Here is a 19,687-nt window from a genome sequence, read left to right on the forward strand (position 1 = left end):
GCACACCTTGAAAGCTTCGGGCTGGCAGAATAACGCGTCAAATGCCATTTTTTGCAGGCACCATACGCAAATGTTATGTCATCCTCCGATCTGAAGATCCGCCAGGTGGAAGCGTTTCGTGCGCTCATGCAGCGCCAGACCGTCACGCGTGCGGCGCTTGCCCTCCATGTTTCGCAGCCCGCCGTGAGCCGCCTGCTCGCCGACTTCGAGGCCAGTGTCGGCTTCACGCTTTTCGACCGACAGCAGGGCCGCCTCGTGCCCACCGCCGAGGCACGGCTGCTCTATGACGAGGTGGAGCGCGCCTTCGTCGGCATGGACAGCATCACACATGCGGCGCAGCAGATCCGCGCGATGCGCCGCGGCTCGCTGCGCATCGCCGGCTCCCCGGCCGTGGCGCTCGAGTTGTTGCCGCGCGCGGTAACGGATTTCATCGCGCGACACCCCGGTGTGGACGTGACGCTGCTCACGCACAGCGCGCGTACGGTGGTGGAGATGGTCGCGTCGGAGCGCGTCGATGTCGGCTTCGTCGCCGAAGCCGTACCGCATCATGCGGTGCGGCTCGAATGCATCGTCGACGCGCCGATGCGCTGTATCGTGCCGCCCGCGCATCGGCTTGCCAGAAAACGCATGCTGCGGCCGGAAGATCTGCGAGACGAACCGTTCATTTCGTTTCCACATGCGTTCGTCGCGCGCACCGAAATCGACCGCGTCTTTGCGCAGCATGCCGTTTCGCGCCAGCTCGTACTTGAAGCGCAGCTTTCGCAGACTGTGGTCGCGCTCGTCGCCAACGGAGCCGGCGTGGCATTCATCGATCCGGTGACGGCCGCGTTCGCCGCGCCGCGCGTGGCCGTCCGGCCGTTTGCGCCGGAGATCCGCGACCATGTCTTCCTCGCCACGCCGAACGGGCAGCGTTTGCCCAATCTGGCGTCGGCGTTCGTGGAACTGGCCACCGCGGCATTGAAGGCGACGATCTGACGGGGCACAGCGCTGCATGATCGGGGCATTTGGCGCACCATAGCGGCCTTTGCCGACTTTCTCTCGCGGGATACCCTCGCCATGACAGTGAAACAGCGCACGCTTGCCCTCGCGATTTTGACCGCCGCCGTGACGGCAGCCTGCTCGAGCACGACGCCTCCGCTCACCATGGCCGCCCCGCCCGCAACCGGTGCGGCCAACGCAGCCCATGTCGCGAAGGGCACCGACGGCCCCGCCTACGGCCCCGAGCTCGAAGGATTCGGCTACCCGGAGCCGGTGCGGCGGTTTTCGTTCGTCTCGCAGGGCCAGCCGCTGCATATGGCTTATATGGACGTTGCGGCGCCGCACCCGAACGGGCGCACAGTCGTGCTGCTGCACGGCAAGAACTTCTGCGCGGCGACGTGGGACACGACAGTCCGGCGCCTGACCGACGCCGGCTATCGCGTGGTGGCGCCCGATCAGATCGGGTTTTGCAAGTCGAGCAAGCCGCAGCACTATCAATTCAGCTTTCAGCAGCTTGCCCGCAATACGCACGCGCTGCTGGCCTCGCTCGGGGTCGCGCATGCAACGATGATCGGCCATTCGACGGGCGGCATGCTCGCCGTGCGTTATGCGTTGATGTATCCCGAAGCAACCGATCAGCTCGTGCTCGTCAACCCGATCGGGCTCGAAGACTGGAAAGCGAAAGGTGTGCCCTCGCTGTCGGTCGACGAATGGTATGCACGCGAGCTCGGCACCACGGCCGATCGCATCCGTCGGTACGAGCGCGATACGTATTACGCCGGCCAATGGCGCAGCGAATACGAGCCGTGGGTGCAAATGCTCGCGGGCATGTATCGCGGCCCCGGCAAGGAGCAGGTGGCGTGGGATTCGGCACTGCTCTACGACATGATCTATACCCAGCCCGTGGTCTATGAATTCGGGCAATTGAAACCGCCGACGCTCCTGCTCATCGGCGACAAGGATACGACGGCGATCGGCAAGGACGTTTCGCCGCCCGACGTCCGCGCAAAGCTCGGCCATTATCCCGCGCTCGCGAAGCTCGCCGCGCGCGCAATCCCGCAAGCCACGCTGGTCGAATTTCCCGAACTTGGCCACGCGCCTCAAATGCAGGATCCGCAAGCGTTTCACGAAGCACTGCTCGAGGGCCTTGCGCGGCGGGCCGGCGAGCGCTGAGCGGCGCTGCTCTGCCGTGCCAAGCACGTTCGCAAACGTTTGCCCCACCTTAAGCGAAAGAAAGAGGCTTTTTACGCTCGCAATGCCCGATCGATTCGATATCCGATATACCCCGGGGGTTCCGACATCAGTTTCAGGAAATCCCTATACCGGTGGCGCTTATGTTCCGGAAACATGAGCCGTAAACATTCTGGTAGCGCGGAAATATCCCGATTCGAGGTCAACGAGATGAGCCGATGCAACGCCGATCCTATTCGAGCCGAACGACCGCGGTAGCGCCCGCGCGCTTGCACCGTCTTTGGGCATGGGTCGAGCGCATCGATCGCACGGCCTACTTCATCGCCATCCGCCGCGGGCTGGCATTACCGTTGCCGCTCATCATGACCGGCGCGTTCGCCCTGCTTGTGCGTTACCCGCCATCGCCCGCGCTGCAGCAACGCCTGATCGACGCGTTCGGTCCGCACCTCCTCGCTTTTTGCGACAACCTGCTCGCAGGCACGTTCGGCATTGGCGCGCTCGTCGCCCTATATGGGTTCACCGACGCCCTGACCAGCCTTCACAACGAGCGGAACAGCCGCCATGCCGTCAATCGCGCAATCGCGGTCATCGTGGTGACCGCGTGCTTCTTCACCTGCATCGCGCCGGACGGCAAAACGACGGCCATTGCATCGCTTTATCTGGGAGAAGGCCTCTTTGGTGCGCTCGTCGTCGCATCGCTCGGCGGTTATCTTTTCATCAAGCTATCGGAAATGCGCTTCCTGCGCATTCCGATGAACAACCTTAGCAACGATCCGTTTATCGGCGATACGTTCACGGTCATGCCGGCCGCCATCCTGACGATCGTGATCTTCGCCACGCTGAAGACGATATGGTCGTGGTACGGCTGGCCGGATGCACTCTCGTTCTCCCACGCGCAACTCGACGCCCCCCTTGCCAGCCTCGCCAATAATCCTTTTTTCGGCGCTGGCTACGAGAGCGTCGCACAGCTGTTGTGGCTTTTCGGCATCCACGGACCGAATGCGCTCTATGAGATCCAGCGACAGGTGCTCGCGCCCGCGGGCGCAGCCAATCTCGCGGCGGCGGCGACGAGCGCCACCCCGCCATTCGTCTTCACCTACGAATTTTTTGCCGCCTTCGCACGGATGGGCGGCTCGGGCGGCACGCTGAGCCTGGTCTTCGCGCTCGTCCTTGCGGGCCGTGCCGAGCGTGGGCGCAGACTGGCGCTGTTCGCGATGCTGCCGGCACTCTTCAACGTCAACGAACTGGTGCTCTTCGGATTGCCGATCGTTCTCAACCCGGTCTATGCGATCCCTTTCATCCTCACGCCCGTCGTGCAGATATTGATTGCCTATGCCGCGACGGCGGCCCATCTGATGCCGAAGACAGGGTTCGCGATTGCGTGGACTACGCCGGCGCTTTATAGCGGCTATGCCGTCACGGGCTCGCTTTCGGGCACACTCGTGCAGGCCCTTGCGCTCGCCGCGGGAACCGTCATCTACATTCCGTTTGTCCGCATGGCCGAACATCTCGCGCTCAAGCGCGAACGCGAAGCGCTCGTGTCGCTTCTCGACATTGCGGAGGCTCCGCCACGCAGCCCGCACGCGGCACGTTATATCGGACTGGCGGGGGACCCGGGCCGGCTGGCGGCGTCGCTCGCCGGTGACTTTCAGATCGCCCTCAAAACCGAAGGCCAGATATTTCTCGAATTTCAGCCACAGGTGGATTCCCGCACCGGCCGCATATTCGGCGTGGAGGCATTGCTGCGCTGGGAGCATCCCTCCCTGGGCCGCGTGGCACCTCCCATCGTCATCACACTCGCAGACGAGCTCGATCAAACGGACGTTTTGGGCCTTCAAATCCTCTCGCTGGCGTGCCGCCAACGCAGTATCTGGCGCAACGCGCTTCCAGACGATTTCGTCATGTCCGTCAATCTTTCTCCTCGTCAATTACTCGATCCTCATTTCGACATCAAGGTGATGGACATCCTGCGCCGGGAGGCCGTTTTGCCCTCCATGCTGGAACTCGAAATTACGGAGTCGACCATCCTTTTGCCGGACGTGAATGCCCTCGGCAACCTGAAACGGCTGCGCGAAACAGGCGTCAAGGTTGCCGTGGACGATTTCGGCATGGGCCATACGTCGTTGCATTACCTGCGCCTGCTACCGTTGGATACCGTCAAAATCGACCGGTCGCTCGCGGATGTCAGCCGGGGCAGCGTCAACGAACACATCGTCAAGAGCATTGCCGATCTGAGCCGCACGCTCAACCTCTCCCTCGTGGTCGAAGGCGTGGAAACAGAATGGCAACTCGCGCGGCTCTCCGCACTCGGCTGCCATCGTTTCCAGGGCTATTTTTTCAGCCGTCCCCTCGCGGGCGACGCATGCCTGGAATTCGTCGTTTCCGCCAATCGGGAACGCCGTTTCGCGGCATAGCAAAACGCGCGACCGACCGTAACCGCACCGCCTTCCGCGCCCCGGCCAACACGATCGAAACGCCCGAAGCCGCGCGCTAAAGCGAGCCTTCGCGCTCAACCACGAGCAAGCGCGCCTCGCCCCGCGGATGGGCGACATGTTCGCAGCCGGTGCCGGCATAAAAGATGTCACCCGCTTCGAGCGTCGCTATCCGCTCGACGCCATTCTCGCGGTAATGCATATCGACCACCCCATCCAGCACGGCGAACACTTCCTGGCCATCGTTGACGTGCCAGCGATACGGCTCGTCCGTCCAATGCAGCCGCACCGTGACGCCGTCGATATTGGCCACGTCGACGGCATCCCATGCACGCGCCGCTCGAAATGCCTTGCTACGGATAACGTTCAATGTAAGTTCCCCGCACTCGATTGCATGACGCGCCATTATTGCGCCGACACCGCCCGCGAACGTGCCGCCACGATCCGGTTCACAGCCGCCTCGCGCGCGGTAAAGCTGCGCGACATGTCCGCACGCGCGCGCTCGACGATTGCACGCGGCGCCGTGTCCGGGCTGCCGGCATCGAACGGCGGCGCCGGCGCATATTCGAGCTCCAGTTGAATTGCCTGCGCCTCGTCGGCGCCGGCCACCTCGGCCGCGATCGTCAACGCGAAATCGATGCCCGCCGTCACGCCGCCACCCGTGAAAAGATTGCCGTCACGCACCACGCGTGCATGCACGGGCTGCGCTCCGAGCGGTTCCAGCAGCGCGTGGAAGCCCCAATGCGTCGTAGCCTTGCGGCCTTGCAGCAGCCCCGCTGCGCCAAGCAGCAGCGAGCCGGTACAAACCGATGTGACATAGCGTGCCCCAGCCGCCTGCCGACGCACGAAGGCGAGTGTCTGTTCGTCTTCGAGCAGCGCGGACACTCCCGTGCCACCGGGAACGCAGATGATGTCGAGCTGAGCGCACTGCTCGTAGGTGCAAGTGGGCGTCAGCGTGAGACCGTTGCTCGAGACGAGCGGATCGAGCGTCTTCCAAACGAGGTCGACCTTCGCGTCGGGCAACATGGCGAGCACATCGTGCGGCCCCGTGAGGTCGAGTTGCTGAACCTGCGGAAAGACGAGAAAACCGATATGGCACGTCATCGTTGAACCTCACGCTCGAGAAAGTGTGAACAGGGTGTGGACAGAACCGATTCTATGGCGGTAGTGTTTGGCTAGAATGCCATTTAACCCACGATTTCCGCCACGCGCGCCATTACGGTTTCCGCCGTCACCGCATCCATCGCCATGCCCGACTTCGTCCGCTCCGTGCTGATTCTGGCCTTCCCCCGTGCGCAACTGCTCGACATTACCGGTCCGCTCCAGGTGTTCGCGTCCGCAAACGAATTCGCCCGCGAGCGCGGAATGGCCGCACCTTACGCGCCGCGTATCGTAGCCGCGCAAGCGGGCGCGGTGCAGACGTCGTCGGGCGCCACGCTGCTCGCCGATTCGCTCGCCGGCGTGCGGCGGCCCGCCGATACGCTGATCGTCGCGGGCGGAAAAGGCGTGTATGACGCGTCGCGCGACGCACGCCTGCTGAGTTGGGTTCGGCGGCAGGCGCACAAAACCCGGCGTGTTGCGTCCGTTTGCACGGGCGCGTTCCTGCTGGCGGAGGCGGGGCTGCTCGACGGGCGGCGGGTCGTTACGCACTGGCGGCACTGCGAGGAACTCGCCAGCCGGTATCCGCAACTGCACGTCGAGGCGGACCCGATCTTCATTCGAGAGGACAACGTCTGGACGTCCGCCGGCGTCACGGCGGGTATCGACCTGGCGCTCGCACTATTGGAAGAAGACCTCGGACGGGAAGTGGCGCTCGAGGTGGCGCGCGACCTCGTCGTTTTCCTCAAACGCCCGGGCGGGCAGGCGCAATTCAGCGCGATGCTGTCCACACAGAACGTGCCCGAACGGTTCGGCGAACTTCATATGTGGATGGCGGAGCATATCGCCGCCGACCTCTCCGTGCCGGTGCTCGCCCATCGCGCGGCCATGAGCGAGCGCACGTTCATGCGCCACTATCGCGCGGCAACGGGGCGTACGCCCGCGCGCGCGGTCGAGCAGTTTCGGGTAGAGGCGGCGCAGCGGATGCTTAGCGAGACTGCGCTACCGATCAAGCGCATCGCGCTGCGCTGCGGCTTCGGTTCGGAGGAAACGATGCGTCGCAGCTTTGCGCGCATGCTCTCGACTACGCCGCAAGCGTACCGCGAGCGCTTCGCGCCGCATTGAGGCGGTGCGGCACGACGGCATCGCCTTCGTCCGGCCGGCCCCCAGGTCCGGGCTTTACCCGGAAGTCACGGATGAAACGCGCGTGGCTTACCGCACCGGATCAAATGATCAGACGATCAGACGCGAGATCTTCGTGCCTTCGAGCGACACGCCGGCCATCAATCCCGCGTTGGTGAGTACGAACGCCTGCACCGGGCTCGTGGCCGTGGATGTATCGACGTTGCCGTTCGCGCCCACGTGCAGCACGGCGACCGTTGCGTCGACGCCGGCTGCCCAGCCCTGGCTGCGGGTGAAGGTATCGAGCGCTTCCTGCGTCATGAAAAGCATGACGATGGCTTTCGATTGCGCGCCGATCTGCAAGCCGAACGAAGCAGCTGCGATGCTGTAGTAACCGCTCGTCTGCCCCCCGATGCGCAACGCACCCTGCCCGTACTGAGCGCCGAACCAGAATCCCGCCGAGAGCACCGATGGAAAAACGAGCACGCCACGCGCGTTGCCGACGAGTTCGCGCGAACCGTTCACCGTCGAGAAAAGACGCGTCAGCGTTGCATCGACACCTCCGTCGATCTCCTGGCGCTTCGCCGCGTTGGCCCCCGGCGTGCCGTTCGACGATGCGGGTGTGGTCGTGCATCCCGCGAGCGTCAATCCGCTCGACGCCAATACGGCGCTGGTCATCGCGATAAATGTGCGGCGTTCCATGCATGCTCCCGGTTATAACGCTATATCAGCAATTGATTCAATGACAGCACGCAGCGTACGCAAGTTCCGTGAAGAAACCGCACGCGTGCCTTCATGGCAACACAAGCGCTATTTGCGGGAGCGTTGCTCGCGCAGACGGTCCTGACGAATACGCTCTTCCCGCTGACGTTCTTCCCGCAGACGTTCTTCGCGCTGACGTTCTTCCCGCAGTCGCTGCTCGCTCACTCGCTGCCCACGCGGTCGTTCGTCCCATAGCCGCTGCTGCCGCATCGGGTTCGGCTCGCATGCGCGCCAGTCAGGGGATCTGCCGTCGGGTGCCGGAGCCCGCCAATAGCATTTTTCCCGGAAGTCGGATTCGCCCGGCGCAGGTTGAAGGGGGGGCTCCATCGTTGCAGCCGGTGCGAGCCGGCACACGCATGTGCATGTAACCGCCAGCAACAGCGCGAGCGCCGGTTTGGCGTCGAGGCGTACGCAACGCATGAGGTTTCTCCCGCTTCGGCCCACGAAGCGTGGCACCCTTGAGGCCGGAGGCTAGCAGCATTCCGGACGCGCGCGGCTCGGTCCATGCGAAGTACCGCATCGAGCGGCGAAGACGCATGGCCCATGGGGTTCGCCACCAGCCGCCGCCGATGCGAAAAAGCCGCTGCGATCGCCCCGGGACAGAATGGCGCGAGGCGTCTCGCCGGCGCGACCGCAACGCCGGTGTGGCCGGCGTTGCGGTCGCCCGGCTGCGGTATCCTGCGCATTCGTATACCGACGACATCCGCCATATCGGACGAGATCGCCCACCCGGGATCATCCATGCCCTCCACCGCGGTTGTCGTCATTCGCCCATGAGGCCGCCATGCCACACTTCCCCGACGAACCGGGCGCAAGCCGGTTCGATCGGCTGCTGCCGGGCGTCGGCGCGCTCCGGCAATATCGTTTGTCGTGGCTGCGGCACGACGCGCTCGCCGGTGTGACGCTGAGCACCGTGCTCATTCCGTCTGGCCTCGCCTACGCGGCCGCCGCGGGCATGCCCCCTGTCTCCGGGCTCTACGCCTCGCTGGCTGCGCTGCTCGCGTATGCCGTCTTCGGTCCAAGCCGCATCCTCATACTGGGACCGGACTCGGCGCTGATCGCGCTGGTCGCCGCCAGCGCCGCCTTCACTGCCGGCCGGGCGGGGCAGGCCACCGAGCTCGGCGGCGCGCTCGCGTTGATGTCCGGCGTCATCTGCATTGCCGTTGGTCTGCTCAGGCTTGGTTTCGTAGCCGACTTGCTCTCCACACCGATTCGATACGGCTATTTGAACGGCACGATGCTCACGATCGCCATCGCGCAACTGCCGAAGATGCTCGGCTTTTCGGCACAGGGAACGTCGTTCGTGGACCAGGCCCGCTCGATCTTCAAAGGGGTCGCCGAGGGACGCGTCAATCTCATTGCCCTCATGATCGGTGCCCTTTCGTTTGCGATTATCGTCGCGCTGAGACGCTGGGCGCCGCGCGTGCCCGGTGCGCTCGTGTCGGTCGTGGGGGCGATGCTGGCCGTTTCCGCGCTCGGCCTTGCCGACCACGGTGCCATCGAAGTCGTCGGCGCATTGCCGCAAGGGCTGCCGCGAGTGGGCCTGCCGCATGTTGCACCGCACGATTGGCTCGCGCTGGCCGGCACCTCCGCCGCCATCGCACTCGTATCGTTCACCGATATCAGCCTGCTTTCGCGTACCTACGAATTGCGGACCGGACATGCGGTCGAGCGCAACAAGGAATTTATCGCGCTGGGCGTCGCGAACATGGCGTGCGCGTTCGCGCATGGGTTTCCCGTCGGCGCAAGCGGATCGCGCACGCCCGTAGCCGAGGCAGCCGGAGCGAAGACCCAGCTCACGGGCATATTCGCTTCGTGCATCATCGCGCTGCTCCTGCTGTTCGCGCCGCGGATCATGCGGCATCTGCCGCTCGCATCGCTCGCTGCGGTCGTCACAGCTGCGTCGGCCGGGCTGCTCGAAATCGCATCGGTACTCAGGCTTTACCGCCTGCGGCGCAACGAATTCGTGCAATCGATCGTCTGCACGCTCGGGGTCGTGACGCTCGGCGTCGTCAATGGCGTGGGCATTGCGCTCGCGCTGGCGTTGCTTGCGTTCGTCTGGCGCGCATGGCGGCCCTATACGGCCGTGCTCGGCCGCATCGACGGTGTCAAGGGGTACCACGATATCGGGCGGCACCCCGATGCCCGGCGCATACCCGGGCTCGTGCTGTTTCGCTGGGACGCGCCGCTCTTTTTCGCCAACGCCGAAATCTTTCACGACCGCGTCATGCAAGTCGTCAAAGATGCCCCCACGCCCACACGCGAGATCGTCATCGCCGCGGAGCCCGTAACCGACATCGACGTAACCGCCGCGGACATGTTCGCGCGCCTTCTCGACGAATTGCACGAAGCGCATGTGCAGCTCGGCTTCGCGGAACTCAAAGGGCCCGTGAAGGACAGTCTCAAGCGCTATGGCATTTTCGAACGCATCGGCGCCGATCGTTTCTCGCCCACCATAGGGCGTGCCGTCGATCGCTATCTGAATGAACAAGACGTGCAATGGCATGACTGGGAAGACGACGAACGACCGGGTACGCCTGGGCCGCCGCCACGATAAAGCGCATTGGCGAAAGGCGGTTCGGGTGCCGCATGGTGCCGGAAGGCGTATCCTTATGCCGATTCCCAAGCGCCGCGCGCTTACGCCATTTCGCTTCCCGATCGAGGATTTCAATGCGCAGCAAGACTTCATTTCTGTTCGATCTCGACGGCACGCTCGTCGATAGCGTTTATCAGCATGTACTGGCCTGGAAGGAAGCGCTCGACGCGGAAGGCATTCCACTCTCGGTCTGGCGCATTCACCGCAAGATCGGCATGAGCGGCGGGCTCTTCGTCAATCAGTTGCTGAGGGAAACGCATGACGAATTCAACGAAGACCGCGTAGAGCGGCTGCGGTATGCACATACCGCAGCATACGAGCGCATGCGCGATCAGGTGAGGCCGTTGCCGGGCGCCGTCGAACTGCTCGACGCGCTGACCCGTGCCAACATCCGCTGGGCCATTGCCACGAGCGGCAGAATGGAAACCGCGAAATTCAATCTCGAAGCGCTGGGCGTCGATCCCGCAAAGGCCGTCGTGGTCACACGCGACGAAGTCAAGCACGCGAAGCCGGATCCGGACCTCTTCATCGCGGCGGCCGAGCGTCTCGGCGTGCCGATCGAAAGCGCGGTGGTGGTCGGCGACAGCGTCTGGGACATGCTCGCCTCGCGCCGCTGCCGCTCGCTCGGCGTCGGTCTGCTCTCCGGCGGCTACGGCACCGACGAACTCGAAAAAGCCGGCGCCCTGCGGGTGTACGAAGACCCCGCCGGCCTGCTCGAGCACCTCGACGAGGTGGCGGCGCGCGCCTGAGCATCGGGGCACGCGAATTGCGGCACTCGCTTCGACATGCAGGCAGCAGCATGGGCCTGCGGACGCGATACTTTTCAGGAGTGCTGAAAAATGGCGACGGACTCCAGGACGGCGTTGCCGCAATTCGACCGCCCCTTCCGGCTCTTCGCGGCCGGCGCGCGCGTGCTCGCCCAAAACGCCGCGGGCAAGGTCATCGATATCGGCACGATGGACTGCACGGACGGCAATGCGTGCTCGATTCGTCTCGACGTCGATGCAATAGAAACCGGTCCTCAGCCCGGTCCCGAGCAGGCACTGCGTGCGCTGGCGCCCATGCTCGGCTTCGACTATCTCGATGGCCTCTTTACGAGCGAGGGCGAAGCGCGCTTCAGCGGGCTGCTCGACGATCTGCCGCACATCGAGTTCACCCTGGGAGAAACGGCCCCGCGCGAACTTGTCGACCGAAAGCCCCCCGAGCTGTTCTAGCACGCTGGTGAATATGCCGCGGCGCAAGCGCTCCGTCGTGATATCGCGGAAGAAGCGCTCGACCATGTTCGACCACGGCGCGGAGGCGGGCGTGAAGCGCATTTCGAATCGAGGGTGCTTGACCAGCCACTATTTCATTGAGGCTGGTAGCCCATGCCGGTCAAACGTACCGCAAACCATGGCCCATCGCGCTACTAGAAGTGATGGGCTCGACGTCGCGCCATCGCGTTTATAGTCACGGGACGCAGGTCCGCAATTTCTCGCCCCTTGGCTGGGAGAACGCCATGAGTACGATCACCTCGCCGGGCTTTTCGGGTGCCTATCGGGATCCGGTTTCTTTCGGTTATCCGCTCGGTCACGGATATCGTTGGTACTTACCGGCGTTGATGCGCTTCAGCGCACCCGATAACTTGAGCCCGTTTGGTCCTGGGGGCATCCATCCTTACGTCTATTGCACCGATGATCCGATCAATCTGATTGATCCGAGCGGGCATATGCAGGCATCCACCTTCGATGACGCAATGAATGACGTGTTCGATGCGATAAACGCGGTAGAGGCGAGCGAGCGAACGGCGGGTAATACTACTGCTGGGGCGGCGCAAAACGAGATACGGCAATTGGCGAGCGATATGGCTCAGGACGCGCAAATGTTTCAGGCACCAGAGCCTTTGCCGACGAGCCATCAGGCAGTCATTGGGCTCCATGACCGTCGTCAGATGCCGATGGGAACGCTCCTTCCGACACTACGCGGCCGAGGTGACGGATACGTGGAAACGCCATGGACATCGACAAGAACCTTCGATGACAACGCTACGCTGCCCGCGAATTCACAGCCTTCAACATCAAACGTCGCGCAAGCACCCGCGCAGAATTCGGCCGCTGCGCCTCCACCCCCTGTGTACGAGTACGATCAGATATATCAAGAAGCCATGAGTCGTGCTCACCCGCTATCCGACCCAGGCTTAAAGCTGAATCATTTTATTGACGTACTCGAAGCTCGGGGTGTGACGGCGCGCCAGCTAAAGAATTATTCTAGCGTTTACCAACTGGCGAACGATCTCGGCTACGTATCGAGCCAGAATAATCCCAGGTCGAATGCTCTCCGTATCCTGCGCAGTCCAAAGACAAACGTATTGGCAAGAGAGAGGAACATAAGGATTTTGCAATGGCTCGGCGAACCGATTCCGCCTGATGCACAGTGAGCGCATGGCTGCAAAGACGATCACCGGCACGATCGCAAGCACCGGTAGCACCAGATACGGCAGCGTCAAACACTACACCAAGGCCTGCTACCGCCCCCGATCGAGCGAACGGCGTCGCGTGCTAGACCTTGACGACGATTTCCACGTCGTCCTTGCTGAACATGTTGACGCGCCCTGCGCGCACGTCGAGCACCAGTTGTCTGGTGGAGTCGATCTCCTGGCGGGCGCGCTTGCGCTCGGTCTCGGTGCCCGCGCTGTCGGATTCGCGGCCCAGGTAGTCGCAATGTGCCAGGAGGTAGGCGACGGCACCCCCGCGTGACATGAAGTGGCGTTTCATTCTGTTTTTCCGCTCCAGTTTTTCACGATGTCCTCGGGCCCGCGAGGACTGTCCGATCCCCTGCCTAATGTCGCACCGGGCTGGGCGCATCGAGTGCTTCCAACAAAGCATTGGCCCGTTTCAGCAGCGCGGCATGATATTCGGCCGGCATGGGCACATCGTCGGTATACGCCATGACGTGTTCTATGCCCTGCCGAAAGGTCGTTGCCACTTGCCGGCGCTGTATCGAATTGAGGTTCGGCAATACGGCCTCGATGAACTGCGTCTGAATCATCAATTCCGCGCCAAAGCGCGAAACCATATCATGGGTCAAATCGGCGAAGCTCAGCAACCGCGTCACCAGGCTTTCGGTCTCGTTGTTCATGTATGCGCCATTGGCCTATAACAATGGATCGGGACAAGCATCCACGCGCACCGCGAAAAGGCAAGCGGGCTATTGGACCCCACCTTCGGTATACGGCCGATGCCTTCGTCCATTTACGTCAGGCGTCCCGCAAAAGATTGTAAGGAAACGCGTAGCCAATGCAATGACAATCGTGGCCGCAATCGTGGCCATCGTGGCGGACGCGCCCGCGCGAAAGCGGGTTTCCGACTGCGTTTTGCCCGTTCGCGTCCTGCTTTTTGTGCTCGCCAATTGCGCGATCCGTAGTCGCCCGATAGCCACCGGATAGCCGCTCGATAGCCGTCAGACGCGCGCCTGCGATTGCGGGGGCGAGGCGACCCGGGTCGCGTTTGCCTGACCGTCCGTTTGCAATTTTTTGCATTTTTTATGGCATTTTCAGGCGCGTCATCTTGTACTATCGCTGCGCAAGACGGCATGACGCGCACGGGCGTTCTTTGTGTGACCGGCATGCGTCGCAATCCAATAACAGAAAACGCATGGAAAGCCTGAAAGAACAACGCTCCCGCCGCAGTGCGCCATTCGCCCTCGCACGCGCGGCGCTTGCCCTGATGGCCGGCTGCTCGGCCCTGGGCGGCTGCAGTTCGCTCTATTCCGAAGGCGCCACGACGGGCGCCGGCATTGCCGGCGCCGCCGTGGCGGCGAAAGTCACCGACAATGCCGCCGTTGCGACAGGTATCGGCCTGGGCGCCGTGGCAGCCGCCCGGGCGGGCGTGCAGTACTCGCAGCGAGTCGTCCATGAGGAAACGCAGAACAGCATCGCGAAAGTAGCAGGGCCGCTCGACGTCGGCGCAGTGGGCAATTGGAGTACTACACATGCCATGCCGATCGAGCCGGACGAGCGCGGACGCGTGACGGTCAGCCGAATCGTCAGCAAGGGCACGCTCGACTGTAAAGAGATCGTGTTTTCGGTAGACCGGCCCGCCACGAAAGATGCGCCCGCATCGAGTTCCTTTTACGTTGCGGATGTCTGCCGCGACGGCAACGCCTGGAAGTGGGCGTCGGCCGAGCCGGCCACCGAACGTTGGGGCGCCTTGCAATGATGCAGCGCTTCGATCTCGCGATGCGGTTGCGCATCGTTGCGGCAGGCGTGCTCGTAGCCGGCACCGGCTTGCTGCTCGAGGGCTGCGCGTCGATCGGCGCCGCGACGGGGGCGGTCGCCGGAGCCGCGAGCGGGCTCGTCACGGCGAACCCCGGCGTGGGCATCGGCGTGGGCATCGCTGTTCAGGCCGCGACCGACGAAGCGGTAAAGCGCTACATGCGCGGCATGCACAAAGATCAGCAAGATGCGATCGCCGCCCTCGCGGGCACGATGAATGTCGGCGAAGCGCGCGCCTGGCGCGTCAAGCACACCTTGCCCATCGAAAACGGGCACGGCGAGGTGCGCGTCACGCGCGACGTGATCAACCCGCTCGCGGCGTGCAAAGAGTTCCTCTTCTCGGTCGTGGACGGCGACAAGCCGAATGCGCCCGAGCACTGGTACACGGCCGCGGCCTGCCGGCAACCCGGCGGCTGGCAGTGGGCGTCGGCTGAGCCGGCTGTCGCCCGCTGGGGAAGCCTGCAGTAACCCGGTAACGCCCGGGCACCGCGGCACGCGCCGGCACTCAGCGTGCGCCTTCGCCCTTCAGTTCGCCATGCTTGTGCGCATGCGTGGCCGCGTATTTCAGTACGTAGTGCGCGCCCTTTCCGCTACGCGTCGGCGGAAAATGCTCGCCTTCCACGCAGGTGACCTCGAACGTGCCCTTGCCGTCATCGTGCACGACCGAATAAATGCCGGACGTCTTGACGATTTCGCCAGGCTTGAAGGAATTGTCGCCAGCCATATCCATGCTCCCTTGATCGATTCCTGCGGTACGCCGGCGCGCGTACCGAGCCACCGGCGCGCGCTCGCCCGGCGGGCATCTGTCGAGAGGAACGCGCAGTGCCCGCTCTTGTGAATACCTGCAGCGAGCATTTGCACCGCGGACTTACGCGAGCGATCAGGCGCCATCCGCGCCGGTTGCGCGCTGCGATGCCAGATAACGCCCGGGCGTCGTTCCGAACGCACGCCGGAACATGTCGATGAAAGCACTCACGTTGTCGTAACCGAGCTGCAGGGCGATCGCCGTTACGGGCACCCTGTCGGCCACGAGTTCGAGCGCCCGAAGCAAGCGCGCTTTTTGGCGCCACTGCGCGAACGTCATGCCCGTTTCGGAAAGAAAGCGCCGGCTCAGCGTACGGGGCGCCAAGCCGACCCAGGCGGCCCATTGAGCCAGTTGACGATCGTCGGACAAATCGTTCGCGAGGGCGTCGGTGATCCGCGCCAGCCGGGCGTCGTCGGGGCGCGGCAGTCCAAGCGATTCAGCAGGCGCACCGCGAAGCTCGTCCATGATGACTTCGGCAATCCGCAACTGTGCATCATCGAGTTCGCCACCGGGCCAGCTCGCGGCGCGCCGAACAGCCTCGCGCAAAAGCGGCGTCGTCCTGATCGCGCGTGGCGCCGCCGGCAGCGTCGCGCAACGGTGCTCGGCGATGAATACGCTCCACCCCGAAAACGGCCCATAGGAACGCACCGAGTGGACCCAATGCGGTGGGATCCAGATGGCATAAATGGCCGGCACCACCCAACGGTGCTTGTCGACCCCGACCGAGGCGAGGCCGCCCAGCGCGGCCATGATCTGGCCGCGCGCGTGACTGTGCGGCGGCACTTCGCGTACTTCGCTCTGCGTGAGTTCGCCCGCGACCAGAAAAGGGCTCTCGGGCGAACTCATCAATTCCGGGCGAACGATGGGCGTCGGCATGGCTGGATCTCCGTATCGAATGGCATTTATACCGGAGACCAGCCGCGCCGGCACGCCTAAACTGACCGCTGTTCGATGTATCTACGCCCTGGTCGGTCGGCAACGCACGCTGGCCGGGTCCCCTCTTTCTTCTCGAAGGTACTGCCGTCGCCATGAAAGCCGCCGTCGTACGAGTGTGGGGCCAAGCGCCCGTTTATGCCGATTTCGAAACCCCGTCCGCCCGGCCTGGGCATGTTCTGGCCGAGGTGAGCGCGTCGGCGCTGAGCCATCTCGCGCGCGGCCGAGCCGCAGGATCGCATTACTCGTCGGGCGGCTCGCTGCCGATGGTGGCGGGCGTGGACGGCACGGGCCGCCTGGACGATGGCAGACGCGTCTATTTCTTCGGTCCGGCCGCCCCCTTCGGGGCAATGGCCGAGCGCACGGTCGTGCCCGAAAGCAATATCGTCGCGCTGCCCGACGCGATCGACGATGTGACGGCGGCGGCCATCGCCATTCCGGGGATGTCCTCATGGGCCGCCCTCATCGAGCGCGCACGATTCGTCGAAGGCGAGACGGTGCTCGTCAATGGCGCAACCGGCACTTCGGGGCGGCTGGCCGTGCAGATCGCGCGGCGCCTGGGCGCGGGAAGGATCGTCGCCACCGGGCGCAACGAAAACGCGCTCGCATCCGCGGGCGCCGATTTCACCGTCTCGCTGCAGCAGGACGAAGCGAGCTTGCGTCGCGCGTTCGAGGCGCTATTCGAGCAAGGCGTCGATGTCGTGCTCGATTACCTCTGGGGCCCGAGCGCGTCGGCGTTGCTGACCTCAGCGGCCAGGGCGACAGCCGAGGGCCGCCGCGTACGCTTCGTGCAAATCGGCTCGATCAGCGCGCCCGATATCGCGCTGCCAGCCGCCGTACTGCGAGCGGCCGCCGTCGAGCTGATGGGCAGCGGGCTCGGCAGTGTCGCGCAGCCAGCACTTTTGCGTAGCATCGGATCTGTATTCGAGGGTGTCGCGCAAGGCGCGCTGCAGGTCGACACCCACGCCGTGCCGCTTGCCAAACTCGGTGACTACTGGCTCGACGCGGGCCGCCACGATCGCATCGTGTTCGTCCCGGGGCTGCATTAAGCGTGTTCCGGTGCGGCCCTGCATTCGCATTCTCCCGCGCTCGGCCGCGCGCAAGCAGCCCCCAAAGCCTGCGGCGTGACGAAAGTCTCGGGTACCGTCCGCGGCGCTACCGCCGCGCCGCGGGGGGCGCCGCGCCCGCCCGGGCGGGCGTGGGCCGCTGCGCCGCCACTGCCGCGCCCCGCACTTCGAAACGAATCGAATCGGCGCTCGAGCCATCCGCATTGACGAGTTCCAGTACGTGGCGTCCGGGCCAAGGCAGCCAAAGCACGCGGTCGTCGTGGCCGAGCGGCTTGCCGTCGAGCCGCCAGCTACTGCGCCGCGACGAACCGCTCGCTCTTTCGAATGCGATCCGCTGACGCGCGGCGGGAATGTCGGGATCGAGCGCGAACACCGTGCCATCGGTCGGCGAGCCGATACGGGGCGGCCCGTTCGACGCCCGCGCCGCAGCCGGTATCAACGACGCATCGCGCGCCTCGGCGGCCAAGGCCACCGTCCGCACCTGCGTGCCGTTCAGAAACCATTCGGTGCGTGCCGGCTCCACGTTCTGCTCGAACGCGATGCGCGTGCGCACGACACCGGCCGGCGCCTGCGGCGCAACGCTCGGCACACGGCGGTGCAGATAGCCGACGATGGCCGCCCAGATCGGCGTCGCCCCTGTCACGCCGGAGATGTCCCACATCGGCTGCCCGTCGGCATTGCCCACCCACACGCCAACCGTATAGCGCGACGTAAAGCCGACGGTCCAGTTGTCGCGCATGTCCTTGCTGGTGCCGGTCTTGACCGCCGAGAAAAAGCGTGTGGCAAGCGGGCTGTCAAAGCCGAAGGTTCGCGTTCGGGCATTGTTGTCCGAAAGAATGGTCGTCACGACGTAGGTCGCGTCCGCACTGAACACGCGCCGCGGCGCGGGCGATGCGGCGTCGCTCGCCGCCGCACCCGAAGCGGCACGGGCCGCCCGCCGTGGCAGATCGTGGACGGAGGTCGCCACGCCGCCGTTCGCCAGGGCGCGATAAGCGTTCGTGAGCGAAAGCAGCGTCACGTCCGCGCTGCCGAGCGCCAGCGAGTAACCGTAGTAGTCGCCCGTTTGGGTGAGCGGCAAACCAAGCGACGTGAGTGTCTGGGCAAAGCGATGCGGCGTCACCATCACGAGCGTGCGCACGGCGGGCACGTTCAGCGACGAGCCCAGCGCCGTGCGCACGCTGACCCAGCCCTTGAAATCCTTATCGTAGTTCTGCGGAATATAGAGTCCGCCACCGGCCGCGAGATCGAGCGGCGCATCGTCGAGCAACGACGCAGCCGTGAGCCGATGCTCGTCGATCGCCTGCGCATAAAGGAAGGGCTTCAGCGTCGAGCCGGCCTGGCGAGCCGCGAGCACGGCATCCACTTCGCGCGCGCCCGACAATCCGCCCGACGATCCGACCCAGGCGAGGATTTCGCCCGTCGCGTTGTCCAGCACGACGGCCGCCCCGTCGTGCACGTTGCGCGGATGCGCCGGCGCATTGAGTTCGACGAGCGTGCGCGTGAGTGTCTCCGTTGCGAAACGCTGCAGCCGCGCATCGAGCGTCGTCGCCACCCGGCCCCCCGCGCCGGGCTTGACCTCGGCGGCGATGCGCCGCGCGAAATGCGGCGCGACGGTCGGCACATCGGGCGAGACGGACAATACAGCCGGGATCGGCCGTGCAAACGCGAGTTGCACGAACGGCGCGAGATTGGCGCATCGCTCGGGCGCCTTCATATCTCGCAGAATCCGGCATGCACGCGCGCTCACCTTCGTATAAGGCGCGTTGGGCGAGCGGATCAACGCGGCCGCCACGGCTGCCTCGCGCTCGTTCAAGCCCGACGGCGCCTTGCCGAAGAGCGTGATCGAAAGCGCCGACAGGCCGATCGTTTCGCCACGAAACGGCACGAGGTTCAAATATGCCTCGAGAATCTGGTCCTTGCGCCAGCGGCGCTCGAGCCATAGCGCGCTCACCGCCTGATTCGCCTTCTCGACGATCGAGCGCTGCCCCGAGCGTTGCCGCCGCTCGTCGAGCAGCCCCGTCAATTGCATCGTGACGGTCGACGCGCCGCGCGTGCGTGTGTTCCACAGGTTGCCCCATGCCGCCGCCGCTGCACCGTGCCAATCCACACCGCTATGCTCGTAAAAGCGCTTGTCTTCCGATACGACGATCGCTTCGCGCAGCGCCGGCGAAACGTCCGCGAGCGTCACCCATTCGCCGCGCCGCTCCTGCGCATCGACGCGCGTGCGCTGCAGCACCGTGCCGTCGCGCGCGAGCAGCAGCCAATCGGAGCTGCGCCATTGTTCGCGCACCTCGTCGAACGACGGGAAGGCCGATGCGGCGAGCGGCAGCGCTGCGACGCATGCGGCCAGGACATAGCGCCAGCCGCGGCGGCCCGCCCGGTTCGGCGCGAGGCCACCGAGGTCACCGAGGCCGCCGCGGCCGTGCGCGCGAAACTCGCTCATCGCCGCCC

Annotated in this window: 20 protein-coding genes and 1 pseudogene; 12 read left to right on the top strand and 9 right to left on the bottom strand. The window is 64.7% G+C overall.

What is annotated here, in order from left to right; translation table 11 throughout:
* The first annotated feature begins 75 nt into the window (after positions 1-75).
* The 3 genes from U0034_RS24055 (at position 76) to U0034_RS24065 (ending at position 4,583) form a co-directional block, all read left to right on the top strand.
* Positions 76-975 carry a LysR substrate-binding domain-containing protein gene (locus tag U0034_RS24055; protein WP_085228984.1) on the top strand — a complete coding sequence of 300 codons (900 nt, stop codon included), beginning with the start codon at positions 76-78 and terminating at the stop codon, positions 973-975.
* Between the two features lie 168 nt (positions 976-1,143).
* Positions 1,144-2,151 (top strand): alpha/beta fold hydrolase, encoded by a 1,008-nt coding sequence (locus U0034_RS24060; RefSeq protein WP_233211951.1) that lies wholly within the window; start codon positions 1,144-1,146, stop codon positions 2,149-2,151.
* A 236-nt stretch (positions 2,152-2,387) separates the two neighbouring features.
* Entirely contained in the window at positions 2,388-4,583 is a 2,196-nt protein-coding gene (locus tag U0034_RS24065; RefSeq protein ID WP_085228986.1) for a PTS sugar transporter subunit IIC/EAL domain-containing protein, read from the top strand.
* A 76-nt stretch (positions 4,584-4,659) separates the two neighbouring features.
* Here U0034_RS24065 and U0034_RS24070 read toward each other — a convergent pair whose 3' ends face one another.
* Together U0034_RS24070 and U0034_RS24075 are read right to left on the bottom strand one after the other, a co-directional pair.
* Entirely contained in the window at positions 4,660-4,971 is a 312-nt protein-coding gene (locus U0034_RS24070; protein WP_085229078.1) for a cupin domain-containing protein, read from the bottom strand.
* Between the two features lie 35 nt (positions 4,972-5,006).
* Positions 5,007-5,705: a DJ-1/PfpI family protein gene (locus tag U0034_RS24075; protein ID WP_085228987.1), complete on the bottom strand. Its 699-nt coding sequence runs from the start codon at positions 5,703-5,705 to the stop codon at positions 5,007-5,009.
* A 144-nt stretch (positions 5,706-5,849) separates the two neighbouring features.
* Here U0034_RS24075 and U0034_RS24080 point away from each other — a divergent pair, with 144 nt between their 5' ends.
* Complete coding sequence (locus U0034_RS24080; RefSeq protein WP_085228988.1) at positions 5,850-6,824, top strand: GlxA family transcriptional regulator; 975 nt, start codon at positions 5,850-5,852, stop codon at positions 6,822-6,824.
* Positions 6,825-6,932: 108 nt separating this feature from the next.
* On the opposite strand, the gene U0034_RS24085 is transcribed toward U0034_RS24080, so the two are convergent.
* Positions 6,933-7,523 (bottom strand): BPSL1445 family SYLF domain-containing lipoprotein, encoded by a 591-nt coding sequence (locus U0034_RS24085; RefSeq protein WP_085228989.1) that lies wholly within the window; start codon positions 7,521-7,523, stop codon positions 6,933-6,935.
* 93 nt (positions 7,524-7,616) lie between these two features.
* Here U0034_RS24085 and U0034_RS24090 point away from each other — a divergent pair, with 93 nt between their 5' ends.
* From U0034_RS24090 to U0034_RS24105, 4 genes are all read left to right on the top strand, one after another.
* Entirely contained in the window at positions 7,617-7,778 is a 162-nt protein-coding gene (locus tag U0034_RS24090; protein ID WP_158243529.1) for a hypothetical protein, read from the top strand.
* A gap of 589 nt (positions 7,779-8,367) precedes the next feature.
* Positions 8,368-10,140 carry a SulP family inorganic anion transporter gene (locus tag U0034_RS24095; protein ID WP_085228990.1) on the top strand — a complete coding sequence of 591 codons (1,773 nt, stop codon included), beginning with the start codon at positions 8,368-8,370 and terminating at the stop codon, positions 10,138-10,140.
* Positions 10,141-10,253: 113 nt separating this feature from the next.
* Positions 10,254-10,928 (top strand): HAD family hydrolase, encoded by a 675-nt coding sequence (locus U0034_RS24100; RefSeq protein WP_085228991.1) that lies wholly within the window; start codon positions 10,254-10,256, stop codon positions 10,926-10,928.
* Positions 10,929-11,018: 90 nt separating this feature from the next.
* Positions 11,019-11,393: a hypothetical protein gene (locus tag U0034_RS24105; protein WP_085228992.1), complete on the top strand. Its 375-nt coding sequence runs from the start codon at positions 11,019-11,021 to the stop codon at positions 11,391-11,393.
* Here the strand turns inward: U0034_RS24105 and U0034_RS24110 are convergent.
* Positions 11,388-11,522: pseudogene (locus tag U0034_RS24110) on the bottom strand (IS630 family transposase); the annotation flags it as partial. The gene U0034_RS24105 and the pseudogene U0034_RS24110 sit on opposite strands and share 6 nt — an antisense overlap.
* Positions 11,523-11,677: 155 nt before the next feature.
* Between U0034_RS24110 and U0034_RS24115 the strand changes: the two are divergent.
* Entirely contained in the window at positions 11,678-12,595 is a 918-nt protein-coding gene (locus U0034_RS24115; protein WP_199187071.1) for an RHS repeat-associated core domain-containing protein, read from the top strand.
* A 121-nt stretch (positions 12,596-12,716) separates the two neighbouring features.
* On the opposite strand, the gene U0034_RS24120 is transcribed toward U0034_RS24115, so the two are convergent.
* Together U0034_RS24120 and U0034_RS24125 are read right to left on the bottom strand one after the other, a co-directional pair.
* Positions 12,717-12,932 (bottom strand): hypothetical protein, encoded by a 216-nt coding sequence (locus U0034_RS24120; RefSeq protein WP_085228994.1) that lies wholly within the window; start codon positions 12,930-12,932, stop codon positions 12,717-12,719.
* 64 nt (positions 12,933-12,996) lie between these two features.
* On the bottom strand, positions 12,997-13,296 hold the full coding sequence (locus U0034_RS24125) for a hypothetical protein (protein WP_085228995.1): 300 nt from the start codon (positions 13,294-13,296) through the stop codon (positions 12,997-12,999).
* A gap of 515 nt (positions 13,297-13,811) precedes the next feature.
* Here U0034_RS24125 and U0034_RS24130 point away from each other — a divergent pair.
* Together U0034_RS24130 and U0034_RS24135 are read left to right on the top strand one after the other, a co-directional pair.
* Positions 13,812-14,375, top strand: coding sequence for a hypothetical protein (locus tag U0034_RS24130; protein ID WP_085228996.1), 564 nt, complete (start codon positions 13,812-13,814; stop codon positions 14,373-14,375).
* Positions 14,376-14,395: 20 nt separating this feature from the next.
* Positions 14,396-14,899 (top strand): hypothetical protein, encoded by a 504-nt coding sequence (locus U0034_RS24135; protein ID WP_085229079.1) that lies wholly within the window; start codon positions 14,396-14,398, stop codon positions 14,897-14,899.
* Positions 14,900-14,936: 37 nt separating this feature from the next.
* Here U0034_RS24135 and U0034_RS24140 read toward each other — a convergent pair whose 3' ends face one another.
* Complete coding sequence (locus tag U0034_RS24140) at positions 14,937-15,155, bottom strand: hypothetical protein (protein WP_085229080.1); 219 nt, start codon at positions 15,153-15,155, stop codon at positions 14,937-14,939.
* Between the two features lie 156 nt (positions 15,156-15,311).
* Entirely contained in the window at positions 15,312-16,112 is an 801-nt protein-coding gene (locus U0034_RS24145) for an AraC family transcriptional regulator (protein WP_085228997.1), read from the bottom strand.
* 152 nt (positions 16,113-16,264) lie between these two features.
* Here U0034_RS24145 and U0034_RS24150 point away from each other — a divergent pair, with 152 nt between their 5' ends.
* Positions 16,265-17,218 carry a quinone oxidoreductase family protein gene (locus U0034_RS24150; RefSeq protein WP_085228998.1) on the top strand — a complete coding sequence of 318 codons (954 nt, stop codon included), beginning with the start codon at positions 16,265-16,267 and terminating at the stop codon, positions 17,216-17,218.
* 106 nt (positions 17,219-17,324) lie between these two features.
* On the opposite strand, the gene pbpC is transcribed toward U0034_RS24150, so the two are convergent.
* Positions 17,325-19,679, bottom strand: coding sequence for a penicillin-binding protein 1C (gene pbpC, locus U0034_RS24155; RefSeq protein ID WP_085228999.1), 2,355 nt, complete (start codon positions 19,677-19,679; stop codon positions 17,325-17,327).
* Between the last annotated feature and the right edge of the window lie 8 nt (positions 19,680-19,687).

Origin of the sequence: Trinickia caryophylli (genome assembly GCF_034424545.1) — a bacterium.
Classification (GTDB): Bacteria; Pseudomonadota; Gammaproteobacteria; order Burkholderiales; family Burkholderiaceae; genus Trinickia; species Trinickia caryophylli.

Excerpts from the sequence above, each read along its gene's own strand:
- U0034_RS24115 (WP_199187071.1), top strand. The coding sequence starts at position 11,678 with ATGAGTACGATCACCTCGCCGGGCTTTTCGGGTGCCTATCGGGATCCG.
- U0034_RS24075 (WP_085228987.1), bottom strand. The coding sequence starts at position 5,705 with ATGACGTGCCATATCGGTTTTCTCGTCTTTCCGCAGGTTCAGCAACTC.
- U0034_RS24085 (WP_085228989.1), bottom strand. The coding sequence starts at position 7,523 with ATGGAACGCCGCACATTTATCGCGATGACCAGCGCCGTATTGGCGTCG.
- U0034_RS24090 (WP_158243529.1), top strand. The coding sequence starts at position 7,617 with ATGGCAACACAAGCGCTATTTGCGGGAGCGTTGCTCGCGCAGACGGTC.
- U0034_RS24125 (WP_085228995.1), bottom strand. The coding sequence starts at position 13,296 with ATGAACAACGAGACCGAAAGCCTGGTGACGCGGTTGCTGAGCTTCGCC.
- U0034_RS24150 (WP_085228998.1), top strand. The coding sequence starts at position 16,265 with ATGAAAGCCGCCGTCGTACGAGTGTGGGGCCAAGCGCCCGTTTATGCC.
- U0034_RS24080 (WP_085228988.1), top strand. The coding sequence starts at position 5,850 with ATGCCCGACTTCGTCCGCTCCGTGCTGATTCTGGCCTTCCCCCGTGCG.
- U0034_RS24065 (WP_085228986.1), top strand. The coding sequence starts at position 2,388 with ATGCAACGCCGATCCTATTCGAGCCGAACGACCGCGGTAGCGCCCGCG.
- U0034_RS24130 (WP_085228996.1), top strand. The coding sequence starts at position 13,812 with ATGGAAAGCCTGAAAGAACAACGCTCCCGCCGCAGTGCGCCATTCGCC.
- U0034_RS24055 (WP_085228984.1), top strand. The coding sequence starts at position 76 with ATGTCATCCTCCGATCTGAAGATCCGCCAGGTGGAAGCGTTTCGTGCG.
- pbpC (WP_085228999.1), bottom strand. The coding sequence starts at position 19,679 with ATGAGCGAGTTTCGCGCGCACGGCCGCGGCGGCCTCGGTGACCTCGGT.
- U0034_RS24145 (WP_085228997.1), bottom strand. The coding sequence starts at position 16,112 with ATGCCGACGCCCATCGTTCGCCCGGAATTGATGAGTTCGCCCGAGAGC.
- U0034_RS24095 (WP_085228990.1), top strand. The coding sequence starts at position 8,368 with ATGCCACACTTCCCCGACGAACCGGGCGCAAGCCGGTTCGATCGGCTG.
- U0034_RS24120 (WP_085228994.1), bottom strand. The coding sequence starts at position 12,932 with ATGAAACGCCACTTCATGTCACGCGGGGGTGCCGTCGCCTACCTCCTG.
- U0034_RS24135 (WP_085229079.1), top strand. The coding sequence starts at position 14,396 with ATGCGGTTGCGCATCGTTGCGGCAGGCGTGCTCGTAGCCGGCACCGGC.
- U0034_RS24100 (WP_085228991.1), top strand. The coding sequence starts at position 10,254 with ATGCGCAGCAAGACTTCATTTCTGTTCGATCTCGACGGCACGCTCGTC.
- U0034_RS24105 (WP_085228992.1), top strand. The coding sequence starts at position 11,019 with ATGGCGACGGACTCCAGGACGGCGTTGCCGCAATTCGACCGCCCCTTC.
- U0034_RS24060 (WP_233211951.1), top strand. The coding sequence starts at position 1,144 with ATGGCCGCCCCGCCCGCAACCGGTGCGGCCAACGCAGCCCATGTCGCG.
- U0034_RS24140 (WP_085229080.1), bottom strand. The coding sequence starts at position 15,155 with ATGGCTGGCGACAATTCCTTCAAGCCTGGCGAAATCGTCAAGACGTCC.